The 25,933-nt window shown below is 63.7% G+C and carries 18 protein-coding genes and 3 pseudogenes; 15 read left to right on the top strand and 6 right to left on the bottom strand.

Going from position 1 to position 25,933, the window contains the following annotated elements:
• Positions 1–730: 730 nt before the first annotated feature.
• From ACFHYO_RS12965 to ACFHYO_RS12945, 5 genes are all read left to right on the top strand, one after another.
• A complete protein-coding gene (locus ACFHYO_RS12965) occupies positions 731–2,548 on the top strand; it encodes a glycosyltransferase family 2 protein (protein ID WP_394320932.1) in 1,818 nt (605 codons plus the stop codon).
• Positions 2,545–3,837: a glycosyltransferase family 4 protein gene (locus ACFHYO_RS12960; protein WP_394320930.1), complete on the top strand. Its 1,293-nt coding sequence runs from the start codon at positions 2,545–2,547 to the stop codon at positions 3,835–3,837. The genes ACFHYO_RS12965 and ACFHYO_RS12960 overlap by 4 nt, the downstream gene beginning before the upstream one ends.
• 24 nt (positions 3,838–3,861) lie before the next feature.
• Complete coding sequence (locus tag ACFHYO_RS12955) at positions 3,862–5,004, top strand: polysaccharide pyruvyl transferase family protein (RefSeq protein ID WP_394320929.1); 1,143 nt, start codon at positions 3,862–3,864, stop codon at positions 5,002–5,004.
• Between the two features lie 6 nt (positions 5,005–5,010).
• Entirely contained in the window at positions 5,011–7,512 is a 2,502-nt protein-coding gene (locus tag ACFHYO_RS12950) for a glycosyltransferase (RefSeq protein WP_394320927.1), read from the top strand.
• Between the two features lie 195 nt (positions 7,513–7,707).
• Entirely contained in the window at positions 7,708–8,640 is a 933-nt protein-coding gene (locus tag ACFHYO_RS12945; protein ID WP_394320926.1) for an IS5 family transposase, read from the top strand.
• 417 nt (positions 8,641–9,057) lie between these two features.
• On the opposite strand, the gene ACFHYO_RS12940 is transcribed toward ACFHYO_RS12945, so the two are convergent.
• Positions 9,058–9,726 (bottom strand): TetR/AcrR family transcriptional regulator, encoded by a 669-nt coding sequence (locus tag ACFHYO_RS12940; protein WP_394320924.1) that lies wholly within the window; start codon positions 9,724–9,726, stop codon positions 9,058–9,060.
• Positions 9,727–10,008: 282 nt separating this feature from the next.
• Between ACFHYO_RS12940 and ACFHYO_RS12935 the strand changes: the two genes are divergently transcribed.
• The 7 genes from ACFHYO_RS12935 to ACFHYO_RS12905 all read left to right on the top strand — a co-directional run bounded on the left by ACFHYO_RS12935 (position 10,009) and on the right by ACFHYO_RS12905 (position 17,858).
• On the top strand, positions 10,009–10,836 hold the full coding sequence (locus tag ACFHYO_RS12935; RefSeq protein ID WP_394320922.1) for an ABC transporter ATP-binding protein: 828 nt from the start codon (positions 10,009–10,011) through the stop codon (positions 10,834–10,836).
• The gene (locus tag ACFHYO_RS12930; protein WP_394320920.1) at positions 10,833–11,717 is read left to right on the top strand and encodes a branched-chain amino acid ABC transporter permease; all 885 of its coding nucleotides are present in this window, start codon (positions 10,833–10,835) and stop codon (positions 11,715–11,717) included. The genes ACFHYO_RS12935 and ACFHYO_RS12930 overlap by 4 nt, the downstream gene beginning before the upstream one ends.
• Positions 11,718–12,761, top strand: a complete 1,044-nt coding sequence (locus ACFHYO_RS12925; RefSeq protein ID WP_394320918.1) for a branched-chain amino acid ABC transporter permease — start codon at positions 11,718–11,720, stop codon at positions 12,759–12,761.
• A 65-nt stretch (positions 12,762–12,826) separates the two neighbouring features.
• Positions 12,827–14,011, top strand: coding sequence for an ABC transporter substrate-binding protein (locus tag ACFHYO_RS12920; RefSeq protein WP_394320917.1), 1,185 nt, complete (start codon positions 12,827–12,829; stop codon positions 14,009–14,011).
• 3 nt (positions 14,012–14,014) lie between these two features.
• On the top strand, positions 14,015–14,836 hold the full coding sequence (locus ACFHYO_RS12915) for an ABC transporter ATP-binding protein (RefSeq protein WP_394320915.1): 822 nt from the start codon (positions 14,015–14,017) through the stop codon (positions 14,834–14,836).
• 11 nt (positions 14,837–14,847) lie between these two features.
• Positions 14,848–16,650 (top strand): AMP-dependent synthetase/ligase, encoded by a 1,803-nt coding sequence (locus ACFHYO_RS12910; RefSeq protein WP_394320913.1) that lies wholly within the window; start codon positions 14,848–14,850, stop codon positions 16,648–16,650.
• 56 nt (positions 16,651–16,706) lie between these two features.
• The gene (locus ACFHYO_RS12905; RefSeq protein WP_394320911.1) at positions 16,707–17,858 is read left to right on the top strand and encodes an acyl-CoA dehydrogenase family protein; all 1,152 of its coding nucleotides are present in this window, start codon (positions 16,707–16,709) and stop codon (positions 17,856–17,858) included.
• A gap of 65 nt (positions 17,859–17,923) precedes the next feature.
• Here ACFHYO_RS12905 and ACFHYO_RS12900 read toward each other — a convergent pair whose 3' ends face one another.
• The 4 genes from ACFHYO_RS12900 to ACFHYO_RS12885 are packed head-to-tail and all read right to left on the bottom strand — an operon-like array spanning position 17,924 to position 22,890.
• Positions 17,924–19,081, bottom strand: a complete 1,158-nt coding sequence (locus tag ACFHYO_RS12900; protein WP_394320909.1) for an acetyl-CoA C-acetyltransferase — start codon at positions 19,079–19,081, stop codon at positions 17,924–17,926.
• A 24-nt stretch (positions 19,082–19,105) separates the two neighbouring features.
• On the bottom strand, positions 19,106–21,244 hold the full coding sequence (locus tag ACFHYO_RS12895) for a 3-hydroxyacyl-CoA dehydrogenase/enoyl-CoA hydratase family protein (protein ID WP_394320907.1): 2,139 nt from the start codon (positions 21,242–21,244) through the stop codon (positions 19,106–19,108).
• 34 nt (positions 21,245–21,278) lie between these two features.
• Positions 21,279–22,223: an NAD(P)H-dependent flavin oxidoreductase gene (locus ACFHYO_RS12890; RefSeq protein ID WP_394320905.1), complete on the bottom strand. Its 945-nt coding sequence runs from the start codon at positions 22,221–22,223 to the stop codon at positions 21,279–21,281.
• A 4-nt stretch (positions 22,224–22,227) separates the two neighbouring features.
• On the bottom strand, positions 22,228–22,890 hold the full coding sequence (locus tag ACFHYO_RS12885; RefSeq protein ID WP_394320903.1) for a TetR/AcrR family transcriptional regulator: 663 nt from the start codon (positions 22,888–22,890) through the stop codon (positions 22,228–22,230).
• Positions 22,891–23,006: 116 nt separating this feature from the next.
• On the opposite strand from ACFHYO_RS12885, the gene ACFHYO_RS12880 reads away from it, so the two are divergent.
• From ACFHYO_RS12880 to ACFHYO_RS12870, 3 genes and pseudogenes are all read left to right on the top strand, one after another.
• The gene (locus ACFHYO_RS12880; protein ID WP_394320901.1) at positions 23,007–23,792 is read left to right on the top strand and encodes an enoyl-CoA hydratase/isomerase family protein; all 786 of its coding nucleotides are present in this window, start codon (positions 23,007–23,009) and stop codon (positions 23,790–23,792) included.
• Between the two features lie 238 nt (positions 23,793–24,030).
• Positions 24,031–24,177, top strand: a pseudogene (locus tag ACFHYO_RS12875) (IS6 family transposase); the annotation flags it as partial.
• 67 nt (positions 24,178–24,244) lie between these two features.
• Positions 24,245–25,032 (top strand): annotated as a pseudogene (locus ACFHYO_RS12870) (transposase); the annotation flags it as partial.
• Here the strand turns inward: ACFHYO_RS12870 and istA are convergent.
• A pseudogene (gene istA / locus ACFHYO_RS12865) lies at positions 25,013–25,864 on the bottom strand (IS21 family transposase); the annotation flags it as partial. The pseudogenes ACFHYO_RS12870 and istA sit on opposite strands and share 20 nt — an antisense overlap.
• Between the last annotated feature and the right edge of the window lie 69 nt (positions 25,865–25,933).

Genomic DNA, 25,933 nt, shown 5'->3' with positions numbered 1-25,933 from the left:
AACCGCGCCAAATTCAATCGCCGACTCTGGTTTCCGCTGGATGAACATCGGGGGTCACAGCACGAGGTCGTGACTGCCGTCGCCCGCAGCACCGACTACTTGTATGCCAGCACGCGTTCCTGCGCCGCCCGGGTTAGGACAAGGATACGCTCCTCGTTCGGATGGGCAGGCATAGCTCTTTCAAAACACGACTATGTCCGCGCCGCGATGGTTGCCTGTCCGTGTTCGCAACAGGGATGATGGTAGACGGCGAGCTATTCGTAGAACCTGCCTCACAGTATCATCCCGTTCATGTAAACTATACTATCCCATTGATGTAGAATTTTTGATTCTATCGATCTCTCAGTAAAACAAAACTTATCGCGACGACAACCGGAAGATATGAGGCGAATATGTGCAAGGTCAACCCAACTTCGCTGTGGTGCCAAGCACACTGTCATGATACCCGAAGTGTTTGGCATCGTTGGTCCTGGCTCCTTTGCGAGGCGCACGCCGGCTGCAAGGTGGCACCTGCTGCCAAGCTCGCGTTGAGTTGGCGTCGAGAGTGCAGGCGTGGTCACAGGTTTAGCATTTCTACTACAGCCGCAGTTTGCCTCCGATCTCGCCCGCTTGCTCCCCGAGGGCGCTCCCATTAACCGAAACGCCAGATGCCTGCGTTGCTCCATTACCTCGAGTGAGTTATAATATTATGCGCTTGACACTTCGGAAACCCTTCGACAAAGCACAAGATTTGGCTCCTGTTCAGCGCGCTCGTGAGGTTCTCCTTGACGCGGCGGGCCGGGAGTTTCCGTTCTACATCGATGCCGTTCGCCGCATGGATGGCAGGCTCGTAGTCTTCGGCTGGTGCACCGCTGATAATCTTGACGTCGAAATCGCTCAGGCCGGTACGATCTGGCCGGCGGCAGTCCAACGCCACGGCAGATCCGATGTGGCGGAAGCGTTGGGCCTGCCACCGACTAAACCCTTTGGGTTTGCCGTGATCAGTGATGCTCCTGTAAATGGCGACCCGATCGAACTTGGGCTCTGCATCGCGAATGGCCCCCGTCAACTAACGGGCCCGCTGCAGGAAGCCCCTGAACTGACAGAGTTTCAGGAGCTCATAATTAGGCACATGGAAGGCGGCAGAAAAAAGGGGGCGCTTGGCCTCGTGCCACTTGGTAGTCCCCTATGGCGCAAACTGCTGGGCGATTTTGATTACAGCCAAGCCGCGCCCGACAAGCACTTGGCCCATATTGAAGGTGTCATCCTCAGCCCCGAGGGTGGAGGAATTGTATTTGGCTGGGCGCTCCACGCGCCGGACGCCATTATCTGGTTCGAGGATGGTCTGGGGAACATCCACCCGATGTCCGCCGCGTTTCGGCGCGAACGGCGCGATATTCGTGACGGCTTTCCGGACAACCCTTGGAGTGACCAAGACTCTGCCTTTGTGGCCTACCTTCCCGAACTGGATGAAAACTCGACCGTTGCCATTCGGGTTGTGACCGAAGACGGGATTTCCACGCTGAGCGAACACATTGGAGGCGAAAGGCTTCCTTCGGACCCGCGGCAGGCGGCAGACAAGCTGTTTTCCATTGAGACCGAGGACAGGCTGTTCCATCGTCGTGCGGGCATCGTGGACTGGCCCGTACTCGCGCCGCTGATCAGGCGCCGGATGGAGGAGGCATCGGGCCTGCAGTCGCGTCGTAAGGATTTCGGCAAGCCTCCGAAGGCGCCCGAGGTGTCGGTGATCGTGCCGCTGTATCGCCGCTTCGACTTCATGGAGCATCAGCTTCTCGAGTTTGGGCGCGACCCCGAGTTCCGCCGATTCTGCGAAGTGATCTATGTCATCGACGATCCGCTGATCGAAGCTGATGTCCTTGCGGGCGCGGAATACCTGCACCGGCTGCTCGATCTGCCGTTCACGGTTATCTCGGGCCGGCGCAACCGTGGGTTCAGCGGGGCGAACAACCTTGGGGCCGAATACGCGCGCGGGCGGCTGCTGTTATTCCTGAACAGTGACGTCATTCCGCAGGGCCCCGGATGGCTCGGCCCGATGCGGGCGACCCTTGACACCGACCAAACCATTGGCGTCGTCGGGCCGCGGCTGCTGTTTGCCAATGGCGGCCTGCAGCATGCCGGCATGAGCTTTGAAAAGCTCAATACGTTGGGGATTTGGATCAACCGCCACCCGAATGCAGGCCTAGGGCCCGAATTCGACCCCGCGCAGGCCCCGGCCGAGGTTCCGGCCGTGACCGGCGCCTGCATGCTGATCACCCGAAAGGTTTTTGACGAAATCGGCGGCTGGGATACCGGCTATCTGATCGGCGATTTCGAGGACAGCGACCTGTGCCTGACGCTGCGAAAGCGCGGCTACCGGGTGATCTATCATCCCGATGTGCAGTTGACCCATCTGGAACGGCAGTCGTTCAGTGCCATCGGGCACGACCATTTCAAGTTGCGCGTGACGATCACCAACGCGGTCCGCCACCAGGAACGCTGGGAAGACATGCTGGCTGCCAGTGCCGCCGCGCCGGTGCCCTCGCATTCCCGGAAGGAGATGACCGCATGAGCCGGAAACACCGCATCCTCGTGACGGCCCATGGCTATCCCGACTTTCACCTGGGCGGGGGCGAGCTGGCCGCCTACAACCTGTTCAAGACTTATGGCGACCGCCCGGATGTCGAGGCGGCATTCTTTCTGGCCCGCCACGACCGCGGAAGAGGACCCAACGGATCGATCTCGCTGCGCCGGACCAACGAGTATCTTTGGGAGCAAACCGTTTACGACTGGTTCCGGTTGAAGGCCGCCAACCCCCAAAGCCTGTTCGACGGCTTTGCCGACCTCATCCGGCAACTGCGCCCGACGATTGTCCATGCGCATCACTACCTGCATCTGGGATTGGAATACTTGCAGGTGATCAAGCGGATCGACCCATTCATCCGCATCGTCCTGACCCTGCATGAATACGCCGCCATCTGCTTCAACCAGGGACAGATGATCAAGACCGGCAGCAACCGGCTGTGCTTCCGTGAAAGCCCTGACGACTGCAACCGCTGCTTCCCCGAAATCACACCCGAGGATTTCTGGCTGCGCAAGCACCGGTACCAGTCCTATTTCGACCTCGTGGACCAGTTCGTTACCCCGTCCGACTTCCTGCGCGAGCGTTATATCGCCTGGGGCATCTCGCCCGAGCGCATCGTCACGATCGAGAACGGGCAGGCCACTCGGGAACCGCTGCCGCCGCGTCCGCTGGCCGAGGGCGAGACGCGCAACCGCTTCGCCTTCTTTGGCCAGATTAATCCGTTCAAGGGCGTCCATGTGCTTTTGCAGGCGCTATCGGGGCTGAGAAGGTCCGAACGTCGCCGCATTGTGCTGGAAGTCCATGGCGCCAATCTGGAATACCAGACACCCGAGTTCCGCGAGACTATAGCGCGGCTATCTGGGCCGCTCGAACAGGACGGCACTGTTCAGTGGATCGGCCCCTACCAGCCGTTCCAGATGGCAAGCCGCATGGCCGCGGTCGATTGGGTGGTGGTGCCGTCCTTGTGGTGGGAAAACTCGCCCATGGTCATTCAGGAAGCCTTTACCCTGGGCCGCCCGGTGATCGGGTCAGACATCGGGGGCATGGCAGAAAAGATCACCCATGGCGTGGACGGCGTTCATGTGCCAGTGGGCAACAGTCGCGCTTGGGGCGACACGCTGCTGCGGCTGGCGCGGGACGACAGCTCTGAATGGGACCGCCTGCGGGCCGGCATCCGGGCGCCGATCGGCTATGCAGATTGCGCCGAGGCGCACATGGCGCTGATTGGGCCGGCAATGCCGGGCGAGCGCCGCGTCATGGCAAGTGCCGGCGCTTGAGCGAAAATGAAAGGTTCTGAGCGGATGACCAACCCCTTTATCATGGGCCTGAAGCCGAAGGTCGCAGATATGGCGCTTTTGGACACCAAGACACTATATGACCGGGTAGGTCAAAATACAGGCAACCTTGCCTTTCATGCCGCGATTGATGCTCATCTGGGCGGCGGCCTTTCAACCATAGCTTGGGGTGCGAATCCCCAGCGCATCGACGAAACGGGTTCTGTCGGCGTTCTTCCCGCAGCCAACCAGTTCGGCGCCCATGTTGACTACAAAATCCTTTCCGAGAATTTTGCGAAGCTCGAGTGCCGCATGGTCATGATCGGGCTCGGGGCGCAAAGCGACGTCGACGGCAAGATGCCAGAGGTGCCCGAAGGCACCGTGGCGTGGGTGCGGCAGATCGCCGATCACAGGCGGGGCGACGGCCCGAACATCAGCGTGCGCGGGCCCTTCTCAAAGCAGGTCCTCGACCACTATGGGTTGGGCGATCATGCTGTCGTTCTTGGCTGCCCCTCGCTGTTCCTGAACCCTGACCCGGAACTCGGGGCGCGGATCGCCGCACGGGTGCGCCCCGTGAAGCGGGTGGCGGTGGCGGCCGGACTTCGACACTCGGTGCAGCTTCGCCAGATCGAGCAGTCGCTCGCCCGGCTTGTCACCGTGACCGGCGGCTCCTACGTCGGGTCCCATCCCCTACCGATGATCCAGCTTACCCGCGGAGAGGCACGGGACGTTGCGCGGGACGAACTGGAAGCGCATCGCAACTACATCTGCCCGGAAATGGATACAGATGAATTCGTCCGCTGGACCGAGCGGCACGGCAACGTTTTCTTCGACATCCCCAACTGGATGGAACATTACCGCCGCTTTGACTTCGTCATTGGCCCCCGCATCCACGGCACGATGCTGGCCTTGCAGGCCGGTGTCCCGGCGGTTTGCATCGCCCACGATTCGCGCACGCTGGAACTTTGCCAAACGATGCTCGTGCCCCATATCCTTGCCAAGGACATCGCTTCGGGGGTCTCCCGCGACCAACTTCTCGACCTGTTTGCGCAATTCGATGCCACGGCGTTTGATGCCAACCGCAGGATGCTTGCCCGTCGCTATGTGGATTTCCTGACCTTCAACGGCTTGGCCCCTGTCTCCTGGCTTAGAAACATTGCGGCAAACTGACGGCTCATGAAGCTTCTGTCCGACCTCATCCACCTCAGACAATGCTACTTGACGCGCCACGCCGAATGCCGCTTCCCGCTCATACCGCTGGCTGACGGCGGCGAGGGAATGGGTTTTGTCGAGGAATGTGTGTTTCGCCAGGGTTTTCTGACGCTGCGAGGCTGGACCCTTGCCCATCGAATGAGTGTGGAGGTGGATGGCCAGCTTCAGCCAGTGTCGCGCTGCATCCAGCGGGGCGACGTCGCCGCAGAGCTTGGCGCACGGATGGTGGAGACGCACAACCAGCACGGCCGCGTGGGCTTCGAGGTCACGGTCCAATGGTCCGGGGGACCGGTCCGCCTGATGGTCGAAGACATGCCCGACATCACCCCGTGGCCGTTGCCCCTGCCAACCGAGAGCATGATCCTCGCGGCACGTCGGCAGACACGTGCTGCGTTCCGGCGCGATTTTGTCCGGGCGGCGGTGCCGGGGGTGAAATACCTCCTGAGTGGCCGCAAGCCCGTTCATCGCGAACGGCTGCGGACGATTTTCCGGCTGGGAGTTAGACATGAAACCAGCCTGCTGCTAGATACAGAATTTCTGGCCCCCCCTTCCGCGCGGACGGCGGAGCTGCCCGCCATTACCATTATTTTGCCCGTTTATAACGCTTTCGACCTGCTCACCGAAGCGGTCGAGCGGGTAGACCACCATACCGACGTGCCGTGGCATCTTGTCCTGATCGAAGACGCCTCGACCGATCCGCGCGTGCTCCCATGGCTGAACGCATGGGCGTCGCAGCGGTCCGACAGGGTCACGCTGCTGGTAAATGACTGCAATCTCGGCTTTATCGGCAGCGTCAACCGCGGCCTTCGGCTGAGCGCAGAGCGCGGCGGCCCGGTGGTGCTGCTCAACAGCGACGCTTTCGTCCCTCAGGGCTGGGCGTCACGCCTGCTGGGGCCGATCCTCGCCAGCGACAATGTGGCGAGCGTCACGCCGATGTCCAATGATGCCACGATCATGTCGGTGCCTTGGATCGCTGGCCGTGTCGCGCTGAACCCCGGCAACGCCGACCAGATCGACGCGACCGCCCGAAACCTCTCTACCCAGTCGCAGGCCCTGATCCCTACCGGCATTGGCTTCTGTATGGCGATGAGCCGGGCCGCGCTGAACCTCGTCCCCGAGCTCGACCCCGCCTTCGGACGCGGCTACGGCGAAGAGGTTGACTGGTGCCGAAAGACCGCTGCGGCCGGAATGACCCACGTGGGCATTGGCAACTTGTTCATCGAGCATCGCGGTGGCGAATCCTTTGGCAGCGCGACCAAGGCGAAGGCCGTGGACGGAGCGGCCCGTATAATCAACAGGCGCTATCCCGAGTTCGAAGGTGAGGTGCGCCGTTTCATCGCAGCCGACCCGCTGCTGACTGCCCGCCTGTGCCTTGCCCTGGCCTACGCCGGGGCGGCCGAACCTGACCCGCTGCACGTCTATGTCGGCCATTCGCTTGGGGGTGGAGCAGAACACTGGCTTGCTGCGCGGATCGACGAGCGGATCAAGCAGAACCGTCGCAGCGTGGTTATCCGAGTCGGGGGCGCGAGGCGTTTCCGCATCGAGTTGCATGCCGAAGACGGCATGCTGGCGGGAGAGACCGATGCGATCGAGGTGGTACGCAATCTGATCCAACGGATCCCTCACCGGCACATAATCTATTCCTGCGGCGTGGGCGACGAGCGCCCGTGGGAGCTGCCGGACCTTCTATGTGACCTAGCGGCTGGTTCCGGCTCGGTCCTAGACATCATGTTTCACGACTATTTCCCAATCAGTCCGTCGTTCAACCTGCTCAACGCGGACGGCAGCTACACCGGGGTCCCGCCTCCATCCTCGACCGACGCCGCTCACCAGATTTTGGTCGACAGTATCCATGTTTCCCTGCGGTCCTGGCGCGAACGTTGGGGACGGGCAGTGCGCCGGGCCGATCGGCTGGTCGTCTTCTCGACGAACAATGCCGGGATTGTCGAAGCCGCCTGGCCGGACGTGGAAGGAAAAATCGCCTGTGAGCCGCATAAGGTGCTCACCGACGTTCCCGTCATGCAGGCGCTTCGCGACCGGCCTGGGGTGATCGGCATTCTAGGAGCCATTGGTCGCGTCAAGGGCGCGCAGGTCATTTCGGATCTGGCCTACCACCTCGAGGCTCAGGCGGACGCCCCCCAGCTGCTTATCATTGGCGAGTTTGACCACAGCTTTTCGCTACCTCCAGCGGTGCATGTGACGGGGCGCTACGAACCCGGCCATCTGCCTGGGATCCTGTCGTCCAGCAGGGTCACAGCTTGGCTAATGCCGTCCGTCTGGCCCGAAACCTTCTCCTTTACAACGCATGAGATGCTGGCTACTGGCCTGCCGGTCATGGCGTTTGACCTAGGCGCGCAGGGCGAGGCGGTTCGGAGGGCGGCGAACGGCCATATCGTCACGCCCGATCCGGCAACGATCTATCAATGCTATCAACGTCTTAGCGGGAAAAACTGCGCGGACCGATGACTCCCATTAGCGACAGCTTCGCCGCGCAGGTGCACCTTGAAACGCAGTTTCGCAACCTCTTCCCGAATGCCTTTGGGTCGCCCGCCTCCAGCCAAATGTGTATTTGAAGCTACTTTGCATCCTTGTAATGGCGTTGTTGCAGAACTCTTTCTTCGGAGGATTCACATTGCGAATCCATGCGGTTAGACGGCCTGCATGAGCAAGCCATCACCTGCCCGCTACCGCACGACGAACTGGTCCAGCTACACTGCCTCACTTCGCAAGCGCGGGTCTTTGCTGATCTGGCTGGACAAGGAGATGATCTGGCTGGCGCAGCCTGGCGGCCGCCCCGGCCGCCCTGCGGTGTTCTCGGATGCGGCGATCCAGTTCTGTCTGACCCTCAAGGTTCTGTTCAAGCTGCCGCTTCGGCAAACGACCGGGATGGTGGCCAGCCTGCTGAAAATGGCGGGCTTGGACTGGGCCGTGCCGGATTACACGACACTGTGCCGCCGACAAAAGACGCTCGCCGTGCAGATCCCCTATCGGCGTGCCGATGGTCCCTTGAACCTGCTGGTTGACAGCACCGGGATCAAGTTCCTGGGCGGCGGTGAATGGCAGGCCAAAAAGCACGGTGTTCAGGGCCGACGCCAGTGGCGCAAGGTCCATCTGGCGATGGACACCGCCACGTCTGACATTCGGGCGGTGGAGTTTACTTCCAGCGGCGACGGCGACAGTCCGGTCTTGCCGGACCTGCTGGACCAGATCCCCGAGGGCGAAGACATCGGCACAGTGACCGCCGACGGTGCCTATGACACCCGCCGCTGCCACACCGCCATCATCGACCGCCAGGCCACTGCGATCATCCCGATCCGCAAGAACGGTCGTCCGTGGAAAGAGGATTGCCCGGCCGCAATCGCTCGAAACGAAACCCTGCGTGCTACCCAGCACTATGGCAGGGCGTTCTGGAAGCGATGGACCGGATACCATGTCCGCAGCCGGATCGAGGCAAAGATGCGGTGCCTCAAGGCCTTCGGTGAACGCATCGCTGCAAGACACCCCGACAGCCAAACCGCAGAAATCCAGATCCGCATCGCCCTGATCAACCGCTTCAACGCCCTCGGCACAGCCGAGATCATTCGCGTGGCCTGACATCAGCGGGGAAAGGCGAAGTCATGCCTCAGGCGTGAGTTGTGCAACAACGCCGGGCCAGGACCAGCCCTGCATTGATCCGCAACACCTCCACATGGGTACTGCAATGCAGCCCCGGCAGGGTGACGGAAGTTGCGGTTCCTGCCTCATAGGGCGTGAAGCGATGAGGTTCGATCAGATTCATTCAGACAGCCAACATCAATGCCGGACCGGAGCCATCCGGGGGCGGGTGATTCAGGGATTGCGTGGCAGGATGCTGGCGTTGGCCGCTCGCATGGGAATGCTCGGTCAAGCCAGCAACCCACGCAAGGGGAAGACATGTTACCCGGCTATGCCTGCCCCACTTCGAAACGCCAATCGTCAGCGCAAAGCTTACGGTTTAAGCTTACGGCTCATATTCCCTGCAGAATTTACCACTCACGCTGACCGCAAGCCAGTCAGCAGAGTCGCGACAACGCCGGATGCAACTTCCCCGGGCGGCAATCCGCGCGACGGCTCATACCAGCGCCCGATCCAGTTCAGCGCGCCGGTCAGGGTGAATGTCACGATCCGCGGCTCGCCTGGCCGCAGCGATCCGTCATCCATCCCGGCCTGCACGAGGCTGCGCATCACCTGGTCGATCTCGCGTTTCAGGCGGCGAAACTCCACACGGCTCGGCTCGGCAAGCTCGCTGTCGGCGGTGCGGGTCACGCAGCGGCAAAAGTCTTCGGTCATCGCCAGCGCATAGCCGGTCATCGCCGCCTCAAGCCGGTCGTGGCCCGACCGGCGGCCGTCCGGCAGCGCCTCGATCGCTGCAAGAATCTGCTGAAGGCCGCGCTTTACGCAGGCGAACAGGATCTCGTCCTTGCTGGAGACATAGTGATAGATCGACGGCTTCGTCACATGCAGCCGCGCCGCCACATCGTCGAGCGAGGTGGCGTGAAACCCCTTTTCGTTGAACAGGGCGACGGCGGTTTCAAGCACCGCCTCATGCTTGGCGCTGCGGTTGCGGATGCGGTCGCCGGGCACGATCTTTTCGGCAGCAGCCGGCTTTTCGCCAGAATCTGATTTTTCGGCGGTAGCTGATGCCGTTTGCGGCCTGCGCATCTTGCCGCTCTCCCTTCGGTGCCTGGCGGTGGGGCGCGTGTTTTGCCCCGCCTGAAGATATTACTTGAAAGTTATTTATACTCATGAGTAGGTTTAGATCAACGGGGCTTTGCCTGACCGTGGAGGACGGTCTTGCGAAACGGTCCCGACAGGGAAGAGACTTCACGATTTATATATGACGGATCAACGGATTACCGTTTTTCCGGGCGGATTTCTGCGACCTGCGCTGTCGCAGATCGAGGGAGGGAAACCGATGACGCAGTTCTTCGGCAGGGGGCGGCCATGACGGGCCCCGATACCGGCGCCAGACTGGAGGTCGACGATGTCACCCTGGCTTTCGGGGGGCTGAAGGTGCTGCGCGGGGTGTCTTTCACCGCCGAGCCGGGGCAGGTCACCGCGCTGATCGGGCCGAATGGTGCGGGCAAGACCTCAATGTTCAACTGTATCTCGGGGTTTTACCGGCCGTCGGCGGGGTCGATCCGGCTGGACGGGCGCGATATCTCGCGGGTGCGGGCGCCGGAGCGGGCTGCGCGGGGCATGGCGCGCAGCTTTCAGAATATCGCATTGTTCCGCGGGATGACCGTGCTCGACAATATCAAGCTGGGCCGTCACGCGCATATGAAGACCAACCTTCTTCAGGGGCTTTTGCACCTGGGCCCCGCTGCGCGCGAGGAAGAGGCGCTGCGCGCCGAGATCGAGCGGCGTATCATCGACTTTCTGGAAATCGACCATATCCGCAACAAGCCGGTGGCGATGCTGTCTTACGGGCTGCAAAAGCGGGTCGAGCTTGCCCGCGCCCTGGCGATGCAGCCGCGCATCCTGCTGCTGGACGAGCCGGTGGCAGGCATGAACCGCGAAGAGACCGAGGACATGGCGCGCTTCATCCTCGATGTGCGGAACGAATGGGGCGTGTCGATCCTGATGGTGGAACATGACATGGGCCTGGTGATGGAGATCTCGGACCATGTCGCGGTGCTGAATTTCGGCCAGAAAATCGCGGATGGCAAACCGGCCGAGGTTCAGGCCGACCCGCATGTGGCCGAAGCCTATCTCGGATCCGGCGATCCGGCCGCGCTGATACGCCGCCTGCAGGAGGAGGCCGCGGCATGAACGACGCAATGCTGTTCTTCACCGAGGTGACGCTGGCGGGCCTTGGTTCCGGCGCGCTGCTGGCGCTGACGGCGCTGGCCTTCGTGCTGATCTACAAGGCGACGCGGGTCATCAACCTGGCGGTCAGCGAAACGCTGATGCTGGGGGGCTATCTGTTCCTGGCCTTTGCCGCAGGCGCGGGTCTGCCGGTCTGGGCCGCGCCGCCGCTGGCGGTTGCCGGCGGCGGGCTGCTGGGCGCGGTGGTCGAACGTGGGCTGATCCGGCCGATGCTGGGCAAAAGCCCGATCTCGGTCTTTATGGTGACGGTCGGCCTCGGCTCGGTCCTGGTGGGGCTGGTCGAGATAATCTGGGGCACCGATCCGCGGACCCTGCCGGCCTTTGTCGCCAATACCCCGGTCTTCATCGGTGAGGCCTTCGTGTCGCGCAAGATCGTCGTGGCCTTCCTGACGGCGGCGGTGGTGATCGGGCTGTTCCTCGTTCTGTTCCGCTACTGGCGCGGCGGGGTTGCGCTGCGGGCCACCGCATCCGACCAGGCGGCGGCATATTCCTGCGGCATCAACGTGCCGGGCGTGTTTTCCATCGCCTGGATCATCGGCTGCGCCACTGCGGCGGGGGCGGGGGTGCTGCTGGGCGCCATCGGTGGCATTTCCCCGGCGATGGGCGTGTTCGGGCTGTCGGCTCTGGTCGTGGTTATTGTCGGCGGGCTCGATTCCATTCCCGGCGCGCTGGTCGGCGGACTGGGGCTGGGGCTGATCCAAGCCTGGACCGGTTCATACCTCGGGGGGGAATATACCGGGGTGATCACCTTCAGCATCCTGATCCTGACCCTTGTCATCCGCCCCTATGGCCTTTTCGGCACGCATGAGATCGAGCGTCTGTAAATGATTATCGGAACCGCCAAAGAAACCTATCGTGCCGATGAGGCGCTGCTGACCACCACCCCGCAGCGCGTCTGGATGGCAGCCCTGCTGGCAGGCCTGGTGGCATTGCCTTTCGTTTTCAACGCCTACTGGACCTATCTGGCCTGCCTGGTACTGATAAATATCATCGCCGCCACCGGGCTGAATGTGCTGACGGGATATACCGGGCTTGTGAGCCTTGGCCATGCGGCCTTTATGGCGGTCGGCGCCTATACGGTCGCCTGGGCTGAACGCAACCTCGGCACGCCGCTGATCCTGAACCTGCTGGGCGGCGGGTTGCTGGCAGCGGGCGTGGGGGTGATCGTCGGCCTGCCCAGCCTGCGGGTGAAGGGGCTCTATCTGGCCATCGCCACCATCGCCGCCTCGTTCATCCTGCATTTCATCTTTGTCGAATGGCATTCAGTCACCGGCGGTTCTGCGGGTCTGACCATGCAACCGGCGCGGGTCTTCGGGTTCGAACTGGTGCAGTATCGCCACTTCTACTGGCTTATCATGCCGATATGCGTGCTGATGGTGACAGCGGCCGCGAACCTGTTCCGCAACCGCATCGGCCGCGCATTCATCGCCATCCGCGACCGCGATATCTCTGCCCAGGTGCTGGGTATCCCGATCCTACGCTACAAGCTGATGAGCTTTGGGCTGGCGTCCTTTTACGCGGGTGTCGCGGGCGGGCTCTGGGCGTATTTCTTTCGGGTAGTGACGCCGGAAAGCTTTCCGCTGATTACCTCGATCTTCCTGCTGGCGGCGGTGATCGTCGGCGGGATGGGCACGATCCTTGGCGGGGTGATCGGCGCGCTGTTCATGACGCTGGTGCCCGAACTGCTGCGCTTTGCCGTCGATTTCCTTGGCCCTGTCATCCCCAACGCCGGCCTGATTCTGTCGCCGGTCCGCACCGTCGTTTTCGGCGCGCTGATCGTCGGCTTTCTGATCTTCGAGCCGCAGGGGCTGTCGGAAATCGTCCAGCGGATCCGGCGCTTCTTCCGGCTCTGGCCATTCAGAACCTGAACCGTCGCGGCCCGCCGGAAGAGGAGGTCCGGCCCCGCGATCCACCAACCCTTGGAGGAACAGATATGACAGAACTTTCTCGTCGCAGCATGATGCAGATCATGGGGGCAAGCGCGCTTGCCGGCAGCCTCGGCTTTACCGCGACCCTTGCCCGCGCCGATGGCGGCGAACTGGTCGTCGGCGGCTCGCTGCCGCTGACCGGCGTTTTCGCCTTTGCCGGCATCGCCATCGAAAAGGGGATGCAGGATTACTTTAAGATCGTGAACGAGGCCGGCGGCATCGCCGGGCGTAAGGTGCGGTTGGCTTATGAGGACACCGGCTACAAGCCCGATACCTCGGTCGCGGTGTTCAACAAGCTGACCAGCCAGAACGACATCCACCTCTATTACGGCGACTCGACGGCCTTCGCCAAAACCATCGCGCCGGAACTCAGACGCACCGACCGCATCCTGATGGGCGGCGCGTCCTTCGCGACCGAACTGAACGATCCGGCGAAATACCCCAATATCTTCATCCCCGGCCCCGACTATACCGAGATGATCTCGATCCTGATGGAGTATATTGCGAAGGAAAAACCGGGCGCCAAGGTCGTTCTGGTGAACTCGGACAGCGAATTCGGACGCGATCCTATCGTGCCGTCGCGCAAAAAGGCCGAAAGCCTGGGCCTGTCGGTCGTCGGTGAGATCATCACCCCGCCGACCGCCGTCGATGTGTCGACCGAGGTGCTGAAAATGCGCCGCTGGCGACCGGATTACGTGATCTTCCACGGCTATATCCTAGCGCCGCTGCCCGAATTCATGAGCCAGGCCCGCCAGATGGGGCTTGAGACGCAGTTCATGGGCACGTTCTGGAGCATGGACAGCTCGATCTGGAAAGACTCGGGCCAGATCGCGGATGGCTTCATGGGCGTTATGCCCTACCGCTATTACTACGACACCGAAAACGCCCCGATGCTCGACAAGATCCGCGCTATGCGGCCCGACTATCAGGCGACCGGCTATATGCAGGGCATGGTCACCGCGATGATCCTGCTGGAATCCGCGAAACGCGTGCTGGAATCGGGCAAGGAACTGACCGGAACCAGCCTGAAGGCCGCGATGAACACCATCACCGATTTCGATACCGGCGGTATTATCGGCGTTCCGGTCTCGACGCCCGGCAACTCGATCCCGGTGGGGCGTGTTTATCGCTATTCTGCACAAGAGCAGAAAATGCTGCCGGTCTCTGACTGGATCAAGGTCGGGGGCTGAACCATGACCACGCAGGCTGGACCGCAGGAGATCATCCTGCAAATCGAGAATATCGAGGTGATCTACAACAAGGCGGTGCAGGCCCTGCGCGGGCTTTCGCTTTCGGTGCCGCGCGGCCAGGTGGTGACGCTGCTGGGATCGAACGGGGCGGGAAAATCGACCACTCTGAAGGCGATATCGGGGCTGCTGGGCCTTGAGGACGGCGAGGTGACGGCAGGCCGCATCCTGTTCGACGGCCAGGATATCGCCCGCATGAAGCCGCATGAACTGGTGCGGGCGGGCCTTTTCCACATCATGGAGGGGCGGCGGATCTTCGAGGATCTGACGGTCGAGGAAAATCTGACCGCCGCCACTTTTGCGCTCTCCGGGCGCCGGGTGCCACGCACGTCGTTCGATATCGTTTACAAATATTTCCCGCGCCTGCGCGAACGCCGCCACCAGCGCGCGGGCTATATGTCCGGGGGCGAGCAGCAGATGCTGGCCATCGGTCGGGCGCTGATCGCGCAGCCAAAGCTGATCCTGCTGGACGAGCCGTCGCTGGGCCTGTCGCCGCTGCTGGTCGAGGAAATCTTTACCATCATAAGCCGCATCAACCGCCAGACCGGCGTGTCGATGCTGCTGGTCGAGCAGAATGCCAATGTCGCGATGGCGGTGGCGCAATACGGCTACATCATGGAAACCGGCAAGATCCAGCTGAACGGCCCGACCGAAGTGCTGATGAACGATCAGGACGTGCGCGAGTTCTACCTGGGCCACGGCGGCGCCGGCGAGAAATCCTATCGCGATGTCAAACATTACAAACGCCGCAAAAGGTGGCTGTCGTGACGGGGGCCGTGATGCAGAACACTCTGCCTGAACTGACCATGCCGCAGATGCTGGCGCGCAATGCCGAAACCATCGGCGGCGAAACCGCGATCCGGCAGAAAGAGTTCGGGGTCTGGAACCCGACCGACTGGCAGGGATATTTCGCCCGGTCCGAGAACATCGCCCACGGGCTGCGGTCGCTGGGCCTGCCTGCGGGCGGGCATGTGGCGATCCTGTCGGAAAACCGCATCGAATGGGTGCTGGCGCAGATGGGCACCGGCCTTGCCGGGGCGGTGGCGGTGGGGGTCTATGCGACCTCGCCCGCCAATGAGGTCGGCTATGTGCTGGAACACTCGGGGTCCGAAATCGTCGTTTGCGAAGACCAGGAACAGGCCGACAAGGTGATCGAGGTGCGGGCGTCGCTGCCCGCCCTGCGCCGGATCGTGGTGATCGAGACGAAGGGGATGCGCGATTACGACCCCGCGCTGGTCATCACTTTCGACGCGCTCGAAGCGCAGGGGGCCGCCGCCCGTCTGGCCGATCCGGGGTTTGTCGCGGGGGTGCTGGCGGGCCAGAAGCTCGATGATATCGGGCTGATGATCTATACCTCGGGCTCGACGGGCAAGCCGAAGGGGGCGATGCTGTCCTGGCGCAACCTGCGCGCCCAGGCCTTCGCGATCCGCGAAAGCCTGCAGATGACCCGGCGCGACACCCATCTGTCTTACCTGCCGCTGTGCCATGTGGCCGAACAGATGCTGACCACGATGACCCCGATCTATCTGGGCTATCGCATAGATTTCGGGGAATCCCTGCGCACGGTGCAGGAGGACCTGCGCGAGGTCGCCCCCACCACCTTCCTCGGCGTGCCGCGGATCTGGGAAAAGCTGCATTCCTCGATCCATATCGGCATGATGGAGGCGGGCGGTCTGCGCCGCCGGCTGCATGATCGCGGCGTGGCGGCCTGCGAAGGCTTTGCCAGCGTGCCGGCGCGGCAGCGCAGCCTGGGTCAGAAGCTGACGTTTCAGATTTATTACTGGCTGATCTTCCGCGCACTTCAGAACTTTATCGGCCTGCGCCGCGCGCGCCTTGCCTATACCGGCGCGGCACCGATATCGCCGAAGATCGTCCAGTATTTCCGCACCATCGGCGTGCCGCTGATCGAGGTCTATGGCGCCACCGAAACCACCGGTGTGGCCCTTTCCCAGGGGCTGGACCGGCTGGAGCCGGGATCCGTCGGCGTGCCGATCCCCAATGCGGAAATGCGCATCGGCGAGATGGGCGAGCTGCAGATGAAGGGCGAGACGGTGTTTGCCGGCTATTACCGCAACCCCGAAGCCACCGCCCAGTCCATCCGCGACGGCTGGCTGCACACCGGCGACGTGGCCGAGGAACGCGACGGGCAGTTCCGCATCGTCGACCGCCTGAAAGACATCATGATTACCGCCGGCGGCAAGAACCTGTCGCCGTCCGAGATCGAGAATACGATGAAATCCAGCCCCTATATCAAGGAATGCATCGTCATCGGCGAGCGGCGCCGGTTCGTTTCCGCCCTGATCCAGATCGACCCGGAAGCCGTCGGCAAATGGGCCGAGGAACAGAACCTCGCCTATACCACCTTCCGCTCGCTGGCCGAAAACCCGAAGGTCGCGGGGCTGATCGACGCCGAGGTGAAGGCGCATAATGGCTCGCTTGCCCAGGTCGCGCAGATCCGCCGCTTCCATCTGCTGACCAAGGAACTCGACCACGACGATGACGAGGTGACGGCGACGATGAAGGTCCGCCGCGCCAGCATTTACAAAAAATACGGGACCGAGATCGAGGCGCTTTACGCCTGACGCCGCGATCCGGCGCCCGCTGGCCGGTCGTGCCCCAGATTTGTGAGAGGACAGATATGATTGATCTTCGCCCCCGCCGCCCTTGGGAATCCGGGGAAGCGGCCCTGTTCCGCGCGTCGCTGCGCGAATTTCTGGCCGCCGAGGCGATTCCGCGTGAAGAACAATGGCGCGCGCAGCATTTCGTCGACCGCGACTTCTGGCTGAAGGCCGGCGAGATGGGGGCGCTGCTGCCCTCGGTGCCGGATGAATACGGCGGATCGGGCGGCGATTTCAGCTTCGAGGCGGTGGTGGGCGAAGAGCTTGGCTACGCCGGCCTGACCTCGTTTCAGCAGATCATCCACGGCACCATCGTATCGCATTACCTGCTGGCCTATGCCTCTGCGGCGCAAAAGGCCCGCTGGCTGCCCCGCATGGCCAGCGGCGAGGCTATCGGCGCCATCGCCATGACCGAGCCGGGCGCCGGATCGGACCTGAAGGCGCTGCGCACCCGCGCGGTGCGCGACGGCGACAGCTATGTCATCAACGGATCCAAGATCTTCATCACCAACGGGATCCAGGCCGATCTGGTGATCGTCGCCTGTTCGACCGATCCGGCGAAGGGGGCAAAGGGGATTTCCCTGCTGGTGGTCGAGGCGGGCGCCGCCGGGTTTTCGCGTGGCCGCAACCTGCGCAAGATCGGGATGCACGGCTCGGACACCGCCGAGCTGTTCTTCGACGATGTGCGGGTGCCGGCGGAAAATCTGCTGGGCGGGGTCGAAGGGCAGGGGTTCATCCAGATGATGACCCAGTTGCCGCAGGAACGGCTGGGGGTCGCGGTCGGCGCCCAGGCGATGGCGGAATACGGGGTCGAGCTGACCCTGCGCCATACCGCCGACCGCCGGGCCTTCGGCGGCAGCCTGCGCGATCTTCAGGTGCCGCGCCACATGCTGGCCGACTGCGTGCGCGAGGTCCGCGTCAGCCGCGCCTTCATGGACGACTGTATCGCGCGGCATATCCGGGGCGATCTGGATGCCGCCGATGCCTCGATGGCAAAGCTGCACACCACCGAGATGCAGAACCGCGTGCTGGATACCTGCGTGCAACTGCATGGCGGCTACGGGTTCATGGAGGAATATCCGATTGCCCGCATGTATGCCGACTGCCGGGTGCAGCGCATCTATGCCGGCGCGAATGAGATCATGAAGGAAATCATCGCCCGCACCTTCTGACACCACGAAAGCGGTCGCCGTTTTCACGGCGGCCGGCGGGTCGGGCGGGGTCAGGCCTTACGGGGTTAAAGCGCCTCGACAATCGTCACATTCGCGATGCCGCCGCCTTCGCACATCGTCTGCAGGCCATAGCGTTTGCCCCGGCTGTGCAGGGCATTGACCAGCGTCGTCATCAGCCGCGCCCCCGATGCCCCCAGCGGATGGCCAAGCGCGATGGCGCCGCCGTTCACGTTCAGTTTCGCAGGATCGGCGCCGATCTCTTTCAGCCAGGCCAGCGGGATGGGGGCAAAGGCCTCATTCACCTCGAAAAGGTCGATATCGGCAAGCTTCATGCCCGCCCGTTCAAGCGCGCGGCGGGTGGCCGGGATCGGCTCTTCCAGCATGATGACCGGATCGCCGGCCGTTACCGTCAGGTTGACGATCCGCGCTTTGGGCGTCAGCCCGTGCCGCTTCAGTGCGGCCTCGTTCACCACCAGCACCGCCGCCGCGCCATCGCACATCTGCGAGGCATTGGCGGCCGAGATCACGCCGCCTTCCTGCAACAGCTTTACCAATGCGATGCCTTCATAGCTAGCATCGTCGCGGATGCCTTCGTCGCGCAGGTGCTGGCCTGCGCCGGTAGCGACGGGCAGGATTTCGGCGGCAAACGCGCCCGCCGCCGTGGCCGCCGCCGCCCGCCGGTGGCTTTCGAGCGCATAGCGGTCCAGCGTCTCGCGGTCGAAGCCGTGCTTTTCGGCGATCATCTGCGCGCCGGTGAACTGGCTGAAGTCGCGGGTGCCGAAGCGGGCGGCGATCCGGTCGCTGAAGGGCCAGCCCAGACCTGCCTCGCGGTGGAACTTCATGTTCGACCCCATCGGGACACGGGTCATGCTCTCAACCCCCATGGCGATCACCATGTCCTGGGTGCCCGACATCACCGCCTGGGCGGCAAAATGGATAGCCTGTTGCGACGATCCGCATTGCCGGTCGATGGTGACCGCCGGCACGGTTTCGGGCAGGGATGAGGCCAGCACGCAGTTGCGCCCGAAGGCAAAGGCCTGTTCGCCCGCCTGGGTGACGCAGCCGGTAATCACATCGTCGATGGCGGCGGGGTCGATGCCCGCCCGCGCCACCAGCCCGTCGATGACGGCGCCGCCCAGATCGGCGGGGTGCCAGCCCGCCAGGGCGCCGTTCCGCCTGCCGCCCGCGGTGCGGACCAGTTCGACCAGATAGGCTTCGGCCATATCCTTAACTCCTCCCTTTCGTGCTCAGTTCTTCAGGCGTTTGCCGGTTTTCAGCATATGGGCCATGCGTTCGCGGGTGGACGGGCGCGCGGCGAGTGTCACCAGCGCCTGCAATTCGCGCGCCAGCATGTCGGCCTCGCTGACCGGGCCGGCGGTGCGGCCGTTGGTCAGGATATCGGCCAGCGTTTCGGCAAGGCTGAGGTCGGTGGCGCTGATCCGGCCGGCCTCTGCATCGGCGTGCGGGCCGGCCAGCAGCGCATCGCGCCCCGCCGCCCCGGTGGATACCAGTTCTGCCGGCGCGGGCGCGGTATACCCCGGCACCAGCGCCAGCGCGGCGGCCTTTGCCGCCGGCAACAGCAGATCGCGGTGCATGACAAAGCCGTCATCGGCCCGCAGCAACCCGGCCTCGCGGCCCGCCGCCGCCGATTGGCAGACGGTGCCGCCGAAAAGTGTCGCGAAGGCGCGCGCGGGGTCGCCCGTCCGCTCCAGCAGACGGGTGCAGCCGCCCCAGCCGGGAACGAGGCCGACCCCGGTTTCGGGCAGGCCGATATTGACCTCGGCATGGGCGATGGTCCGGTCGCAGTGCATCTGGAACTCGCAGCCGCCGCCGAGCGTAAATCCGTTGACCGCCGCCACCACTGGCACCGGCGCCCGCAGCAGGCCGGTGAACAGGCGCTGGCCGCGCCGCCCGTAGGCCTCGATCCGGGCGGGGCCGTCGGGCGCTTCGGCCATGCCGAGGAAGAAGGACAGATCCGCCCCCGCCGAAAAGGCGCGCGGGTCTTCGTTGCCGATCACCAGCGCCCGGAAGTCGCGCCCGGCGCGCGGCAGCGTTTCTTCCAGCAGGTCGAAGACACCGGGCGCCAGCGCGTTCATCTTGGTCCGCACGCGGAAGCAGGCGACGCCATCGCCCATGTCGTGCAGCGTCGCGAAATCGTTGCGCAGGATGGCCGGCAGATTGTCGAGCCGCAGCCCCGGCCCGCGCCGGGCGGTTGCCTGCACCGGCCCAAGCCCCGCCGCGCGGGCCAGCGCGAACGGCCCCTGCCGCCAGGAATAGCCAAGCTCCATCGCCGCATCTATCGCGCCCGGATCGGCCGCGATCACCGGGGCATGGCGCGCGGCATAGTCGAGAACCGCCGCCAGAACCGCGCGAGCATATTCGCCCTCGGGCGTGCCGGCCGCGACCATTGCCGCCGGGTCGTTCTTCGGCAGGGCGGCGGGCTCTGAGAGCGGGCGCCAGGTGAAACTGTCGAGGTCCAGAACCTCGGCTGCGCCATCGGCGGCCTTGCGGTAAAAGCCCGCCCCCGCCTTGCGGCCAAGGTAGCCTGACGCCAGCATCCGCGCGGTGAAATCCGCCGCCGGCAGATCGACGCTGTGTAGCGCATCGGTCGCGGGCAGGGCGCGCAGCAGGCTGCCCCAGACCGTCGGGATCAGGTCGATCCCGATCAGATCGAGCAGGCCGAAAACCCCGGTGCGCGGAATGCCAAGCGCGGCGTGCACGGCGTCCGCGGTTTCGGGCGGAATGCCGCGCCGCACTGCCTCAAGCGCCGCGAAGGCCAGCCAGTAGCAGCCGATCCGGTTGGCGATGAAGCCGGGCGTGTCGCGGCAGTCGATGACCGTCTTGCCCAGCAGCACGCGGGACGCCTGCGCCAGAGCCTCAGCGGATTCAGCCGGCGGGGCGACGCTTTCCAGCAGCGGCATCACCCGCGGCGGGTTGAAGAAATGGGTGATGAAAAAGCGGCGGGCCAGCGCCGGATCCATCCCCGTGCTCAGATCCGCCAGCGGAATGGTCGAGGTGTTCGATGACAGGATCGCCGTTGGTTTCAGATGCGGCGCGATGGCCGCAAACAGCGCGCGTTTGACATCTGCGTTCTCGGACACCGCCTCGACCACCCAGTCGGCTTCGGTCAGGCGGGCAAGATCATCCTCGGTATTGCCGGGCCGCACCAGCGCCGCCGCCGAAGGCGACATGAAGCCGCCGATCTTCAGCTGGCGGGCGATGCCGGCCTTTGCCGGACCGCTGCGGTCGTCGGCCCCCGGTATATCCAGCAGATCCGCCGCGATGCCGGCATTGGCGAATTGCGCGGCGATGCCACCGCCCATCGCCCCCGCGCCGATGACCGCAACGCGGGCGATGCCGGTCTCGCCGGCCCCGATGGCTTTCATTATGGTCTCTCCCCCATCCGAAACTGTCGTGCCCTCAGCCGCGCGTGGCGAAAGGGTCTGCCGCCGTGCGGGCCACGGCCGCGCGGTATTCCGCAGTCAGCCGCGCACAAAGCACCGCAGTATCGGGCACATCCGCCAACGACCCCACCCCCTGGCCGGCGGACCACAGGTCTTTCCAGACCTTGCTTTCGTTCTGCATATCCATCCAGCCGTGATCGGGCAGATTGTCGGGATCCAGCCCCGCCGCCACCAGCGAGGGGCGCAGGAAGTTCGCCGCCACCCCGGAAATCCGCGGAGTGTAAACGATGTCCGCACTCGACGCGGCAAGCATCATCTCCTTTTGCGCGGCGGGGATCTGCGCCTCGCGCGTGGCCAGGAAACGGGTGCCCAGATAGGCCAGATCGGCGCCCAGCGTGCGGGCGGCCGCGATATGCGCGCCGGTCGAAATCGCGCCCGACAGTGCGATCATGCCGTCAAAGAAACTGCGGATCTCGGGGATCAGGGCGAAGGGCGACAGGGTGCCCGCGTGTCCCCCCGCGCCGGCACAAACCGCCACGATCCTGTCGATCCCGGCCGCGGCGGCCTTTTCGGCATGGCGGCGGCTGATGACATCGTGAAAGACGATTCCACCATAGGAATGCACCGCATCGACCACATCGCGCACCGCACCCAGCGAGGTGATGACCACCGGCACCCGCCGCCGCACCACGATGTCCAGATCGGCCTGAAGCCGCGGGTTGGTCTTGTGGACGATCAGATTGACGCCATAGGGCGCCGCATCGGGGCAGGCGGACAGCCGGTCTTCGATCTGGTCGATCCAGACCTCGAACCCCTCGGTGCTGCGCTGGTTGAGCGAGGGGAAAGTGCCCACAAGCCCGGCGCGGCAGGTCTCGGCCACCAGATCGGGGCCCGAGGCCAGGAACATCGGCGCGACGATAGCGGGCAGTTTCAGGCGGGAAAATCTCTCGTGCAGCGGCATCGGCTTACTCCTCGGTTGGGCACAGGCCACAGATCAGGGTATCGACGGTCAGTTCGGCAACTTCGCGTGCGGTCTGCCCGCCGTCGGGGCGGAACCATGATCCGATGCCGTTCAGCGCCTGGGCGGCGGTAAAGCCTGCCACCCGCGCATCGCGCACCCGGATAGAGCCGTCCTCGACCCCTTCGCGGATTACCCGGCGGATATGGCGGTCGATATCGGCCTTCAGCGACCGAAGCGTGCGGCGGCTGTCGGGCGAAAGCAGGTGGTCGGGGGTGCGGGCGACGCAGATGCCGAAATCCTCGGTCATCACCAGCGCATAGGCGATCAGCATTTCGCGCAGCCGCGCTGCCCCCGATCCGCCCTGTTCGGCGCCGCGCCGGGCCGCCTCGGCGATCGTGTCCACGCCGCGCCGGGTGCATTCGAACAGGATCTCGTCCTTGTTGGAAAAATAGTGATAGATCGTCGGCTTCGTTACGTTCAGGGCTGCGGCCAGATCGTCGAGCGAGGTCGCGTGAAACCCCTTTTCATTGAAGAACCGCGCGGCGGTGGTCAGCACCGCATCGCGCTTGGCCTCGCGCTCGCGCTCGCGGTCCCTGGGGCTGCCCCAGGGCGAGGGCGCGGCGGGCGCCACCTCGTCATGCGGTTTTTCAACGGCCGGATCAGTCATCGATTCTTCCCGCAGATCTCTGTTGCGCTTCAATGTTCCCCATGAGTATATTTGTTACCAATGGGAATAACCTGCGTCAACGATGGCTTTGGGCCGCTCTAACAGGAGTGTCGGGCATGACCTCGGTCATTTGCGATTTCGATGAAACGACGGGGATCGGACGTATCACGCTGAACCGGCCCGAAGTGCTGAATGCGCTGGATGTCGCGACTGCGCGGGCGTTTCAGGCGGCGGTGCGGAGCCTGACCGAACGCGCCGGGCTGCGGGTGGTCGTGATCGGCGGCGCGGGGCGCAGCTTTGCCGCCGGCGGCGATGTGCAAAGTTTCGCGGCTGGCGGGCCGGATAAAACCGGCGAGGTCGTCCATGCCACTCTCGACGCGCTGAACCCGGCGATCATCGCCCTGCGTCAGCATCCGGCGCCGGTGATTACCGCCGTGCAGGGGGTGGCGGCGGGGGCCGGGCTGTCGCTGGCGGTTTCGGGCGATCTGGTGGTGGCCGAAAACGGCGCGCGGTTTGTCGTCGCCTATGACCGTATCGGGGCGACGCCCGATTGCGGGCTGACATGGTTTCTGCCTCGCCGGGTCGGGCGTGGCCTTGCCTTTCGGATGATGATGACCGGCGCGACGCTCGACGCCGGCGCGGCGCTGACGGCGGGCCTTGTCGATGAGGTGGCGCCGGCGGGCGGACTTGGCGACGCGGTCACCGCGCTGGCCACCCGCATTGCCGCCGGACCAACGCAGTCATATGGCCATTTCAAGCGGCTGATGGACAGCGGAGCATCGCTGGCGCAGCAACTGGAAGACGAGCGCGCGGCCTTTGCCGATTCAATCCATACGGAAGATTTCTCGGAAGGCACATCGGCGTTTTTGGAAAAGCGTCAGCCTCGCTTTATCGGACAGTGAATTCGGCAAGGTTGTCGCCGTGACTGAGTGGATTGTTGCCTCTGCCAGCGGAGAGCACAGAGCTTAATCTTCGTGTTTTGTTGTCCCCGAGGCAAAGACGCATTGGGACCCCCAACGAAATCAGCGTGGCGTTCCCACGGGTTGGACATAAGTTACGATTGAACCTTCAGGAAGCCCGAGCGCTTCAGCAGGCATTGCCAAGTTGTTGTGTCGTGAAGCCCCTGCTACAGGATTTCGAATGAAAATGCCATCATCCCTGGCGCGCCTGAAGGGCTTCCGCTTTCCCCGCGAGATCATCGCTTATGCCGTCTGGGCCTATCATCGCTTCGCTCTGAGCTCGGCCGACGTCGAGGACCTTCTGGCAGAGCGCGGCGTGATCGTCAGCCGCTGCTGTGACCCCCAATAGTTCCTCCAGTTGATGCTAGAGTCCGACCCAATAGAAGGATCGGACCATGAAGACATCGAAGTTCAACGAAGCCCAGATCATCAGTATTCTGAGGGAGGCCGAGGCAGGTGCGAAGACCGCTGATCTTTGCCGTCGGCACGGGATCAGCACCTCCACGTTCTACGCTTGGAAGGCGAAGTTCGGGGGTATGGAGGTCTCGGACGCGAAGCGGCTGAAGGCACTCGAGGATGAGAACTCGAAGTTGAAGCGCCTGCTGGCAGATGCCCTGCTCGACCAGGCCGCGCTGAAGGATCTCCTCAGCCGAAAGTGGTAACGCCCGCCGCCAGGCGCGAGGCCGTCGCGATCCTCGTGGATGTCCACGAGATGAGCGAGCGGCGGGCGTGTTCCGTGATCGGGGCGGACCGGACGTCGGTCCGCTACCGCAACCGGCGCCCTGACGATGCCGGGCTGCGCGAGCGTATGCGGGCGCTGGCCGGCGAACGACGCCGGTTCGGCTATCGGCGGCTGCATGTGCTGCTGAGAAGAGAGGGGCTGGTGAGAAGAGAGGGGCTGGTGAGAAGAGAGGGGCTGGTGATGAACCGCAAGAAGACCCAGCGGCTCTACCGCGAGGAAGGCTTGTCGGTGCGCAAGCGACGGGGTCGCAAAAAGGCGACTGGGACAAGGGCGCCTCTGCTCACCGTCGCCGTGCCGAATGCGCGCTGGTCGGTGGATTTTGTGCACGACCAGTTCTCGCACGGTCGCCGGTTCCGCATTTTCAACGTGATCGACGATGTGACGAAGGAATGCCTGGCTGCGGTGGTCGATACCTCGATCTCTGGCGGTCGCCATCCGAGGAACCCTGCAGCTTACGGCGGATCTGTTCGAGCGCTCCGGGAAGAACCCAGTCCTTGAACGGTGCGCCGTTACGCAGCGCTCCGGGTTTGCGAAGCAAAACAGGCACATAATGCCAGGGATTGTAGACCGTCCGGTCCCGGCCGAAGTGACGCGGGTGGTCTCCTACCAGTCGGCCCTCCTGCCGGATCTCGATCCGCTCAGCATAGGCCCTGATCTCGACCTGCCGCCCGACAGCCGTTGCCGCAACCGAGTATTTGTTATTGTCGAAGCGCACGAGACAGGTCTTCGACACCGCCGCAGGCAGCGAATGGAATCCGTCGAAGCGCCCGGCATAAGGAACAAGGTGTGGGCGCTCTTCCTGGAAGACCTGCCAGACGGTTTTGTCCGTCAGCTCCGGATGCTTGCTGCTTCTGGCCGATGCGATGCACTTGTCCAGCAGCCAGGCATTCAGTTCCTCGTAGCTTTTGACCCGGACGCGGGGCGAGAAGAACCGCTGGCGGACCGTACCGACCTGGCTCTCCACCTGGCCTTTCTCCCAACCCGCAGCAGGGGTGCAGGCAACGGGTTCGACCAGATAATGGCTGGCCATCTGCAGGAACCGGCGATTGTAGAGACGTTCCTTGCCGGTGAAGATGGTCTCCACCGCCGTCTTCATGTTGTCGTAGATCCCGCGGGTGCAGGTGCCCTTGAAGAAGGCGAAGGCCCTGTCGTGGGCATCGAACACCATCTCCTGTGTCTCGCGCGGATAGGCCCGCACGAAGAACATCCGGCTGTGACACAGGCGAACATGGGCCACTTTGATGGTGGTCGTCGCCCCATCAATGACCACAACTGAACCGTGGCCTGCTGCCGGTTTCGTGGACACGAAGATAAGATCGTGACCAAGGAAACGGAGATCGGA

Source organism: Paracoccus panacisoli (genome assembly GCF_042435015.1).
Lineage (GTDB): Bacteria > Pseudomonadota > Alphaproteobacteria > Rhodobacterales > Rhodobacteraceae > Paracoccus > Paracoccus panacisoli.
This window is presented reverse-complemented; position numbering and strand designations above follow the sequence as displayed.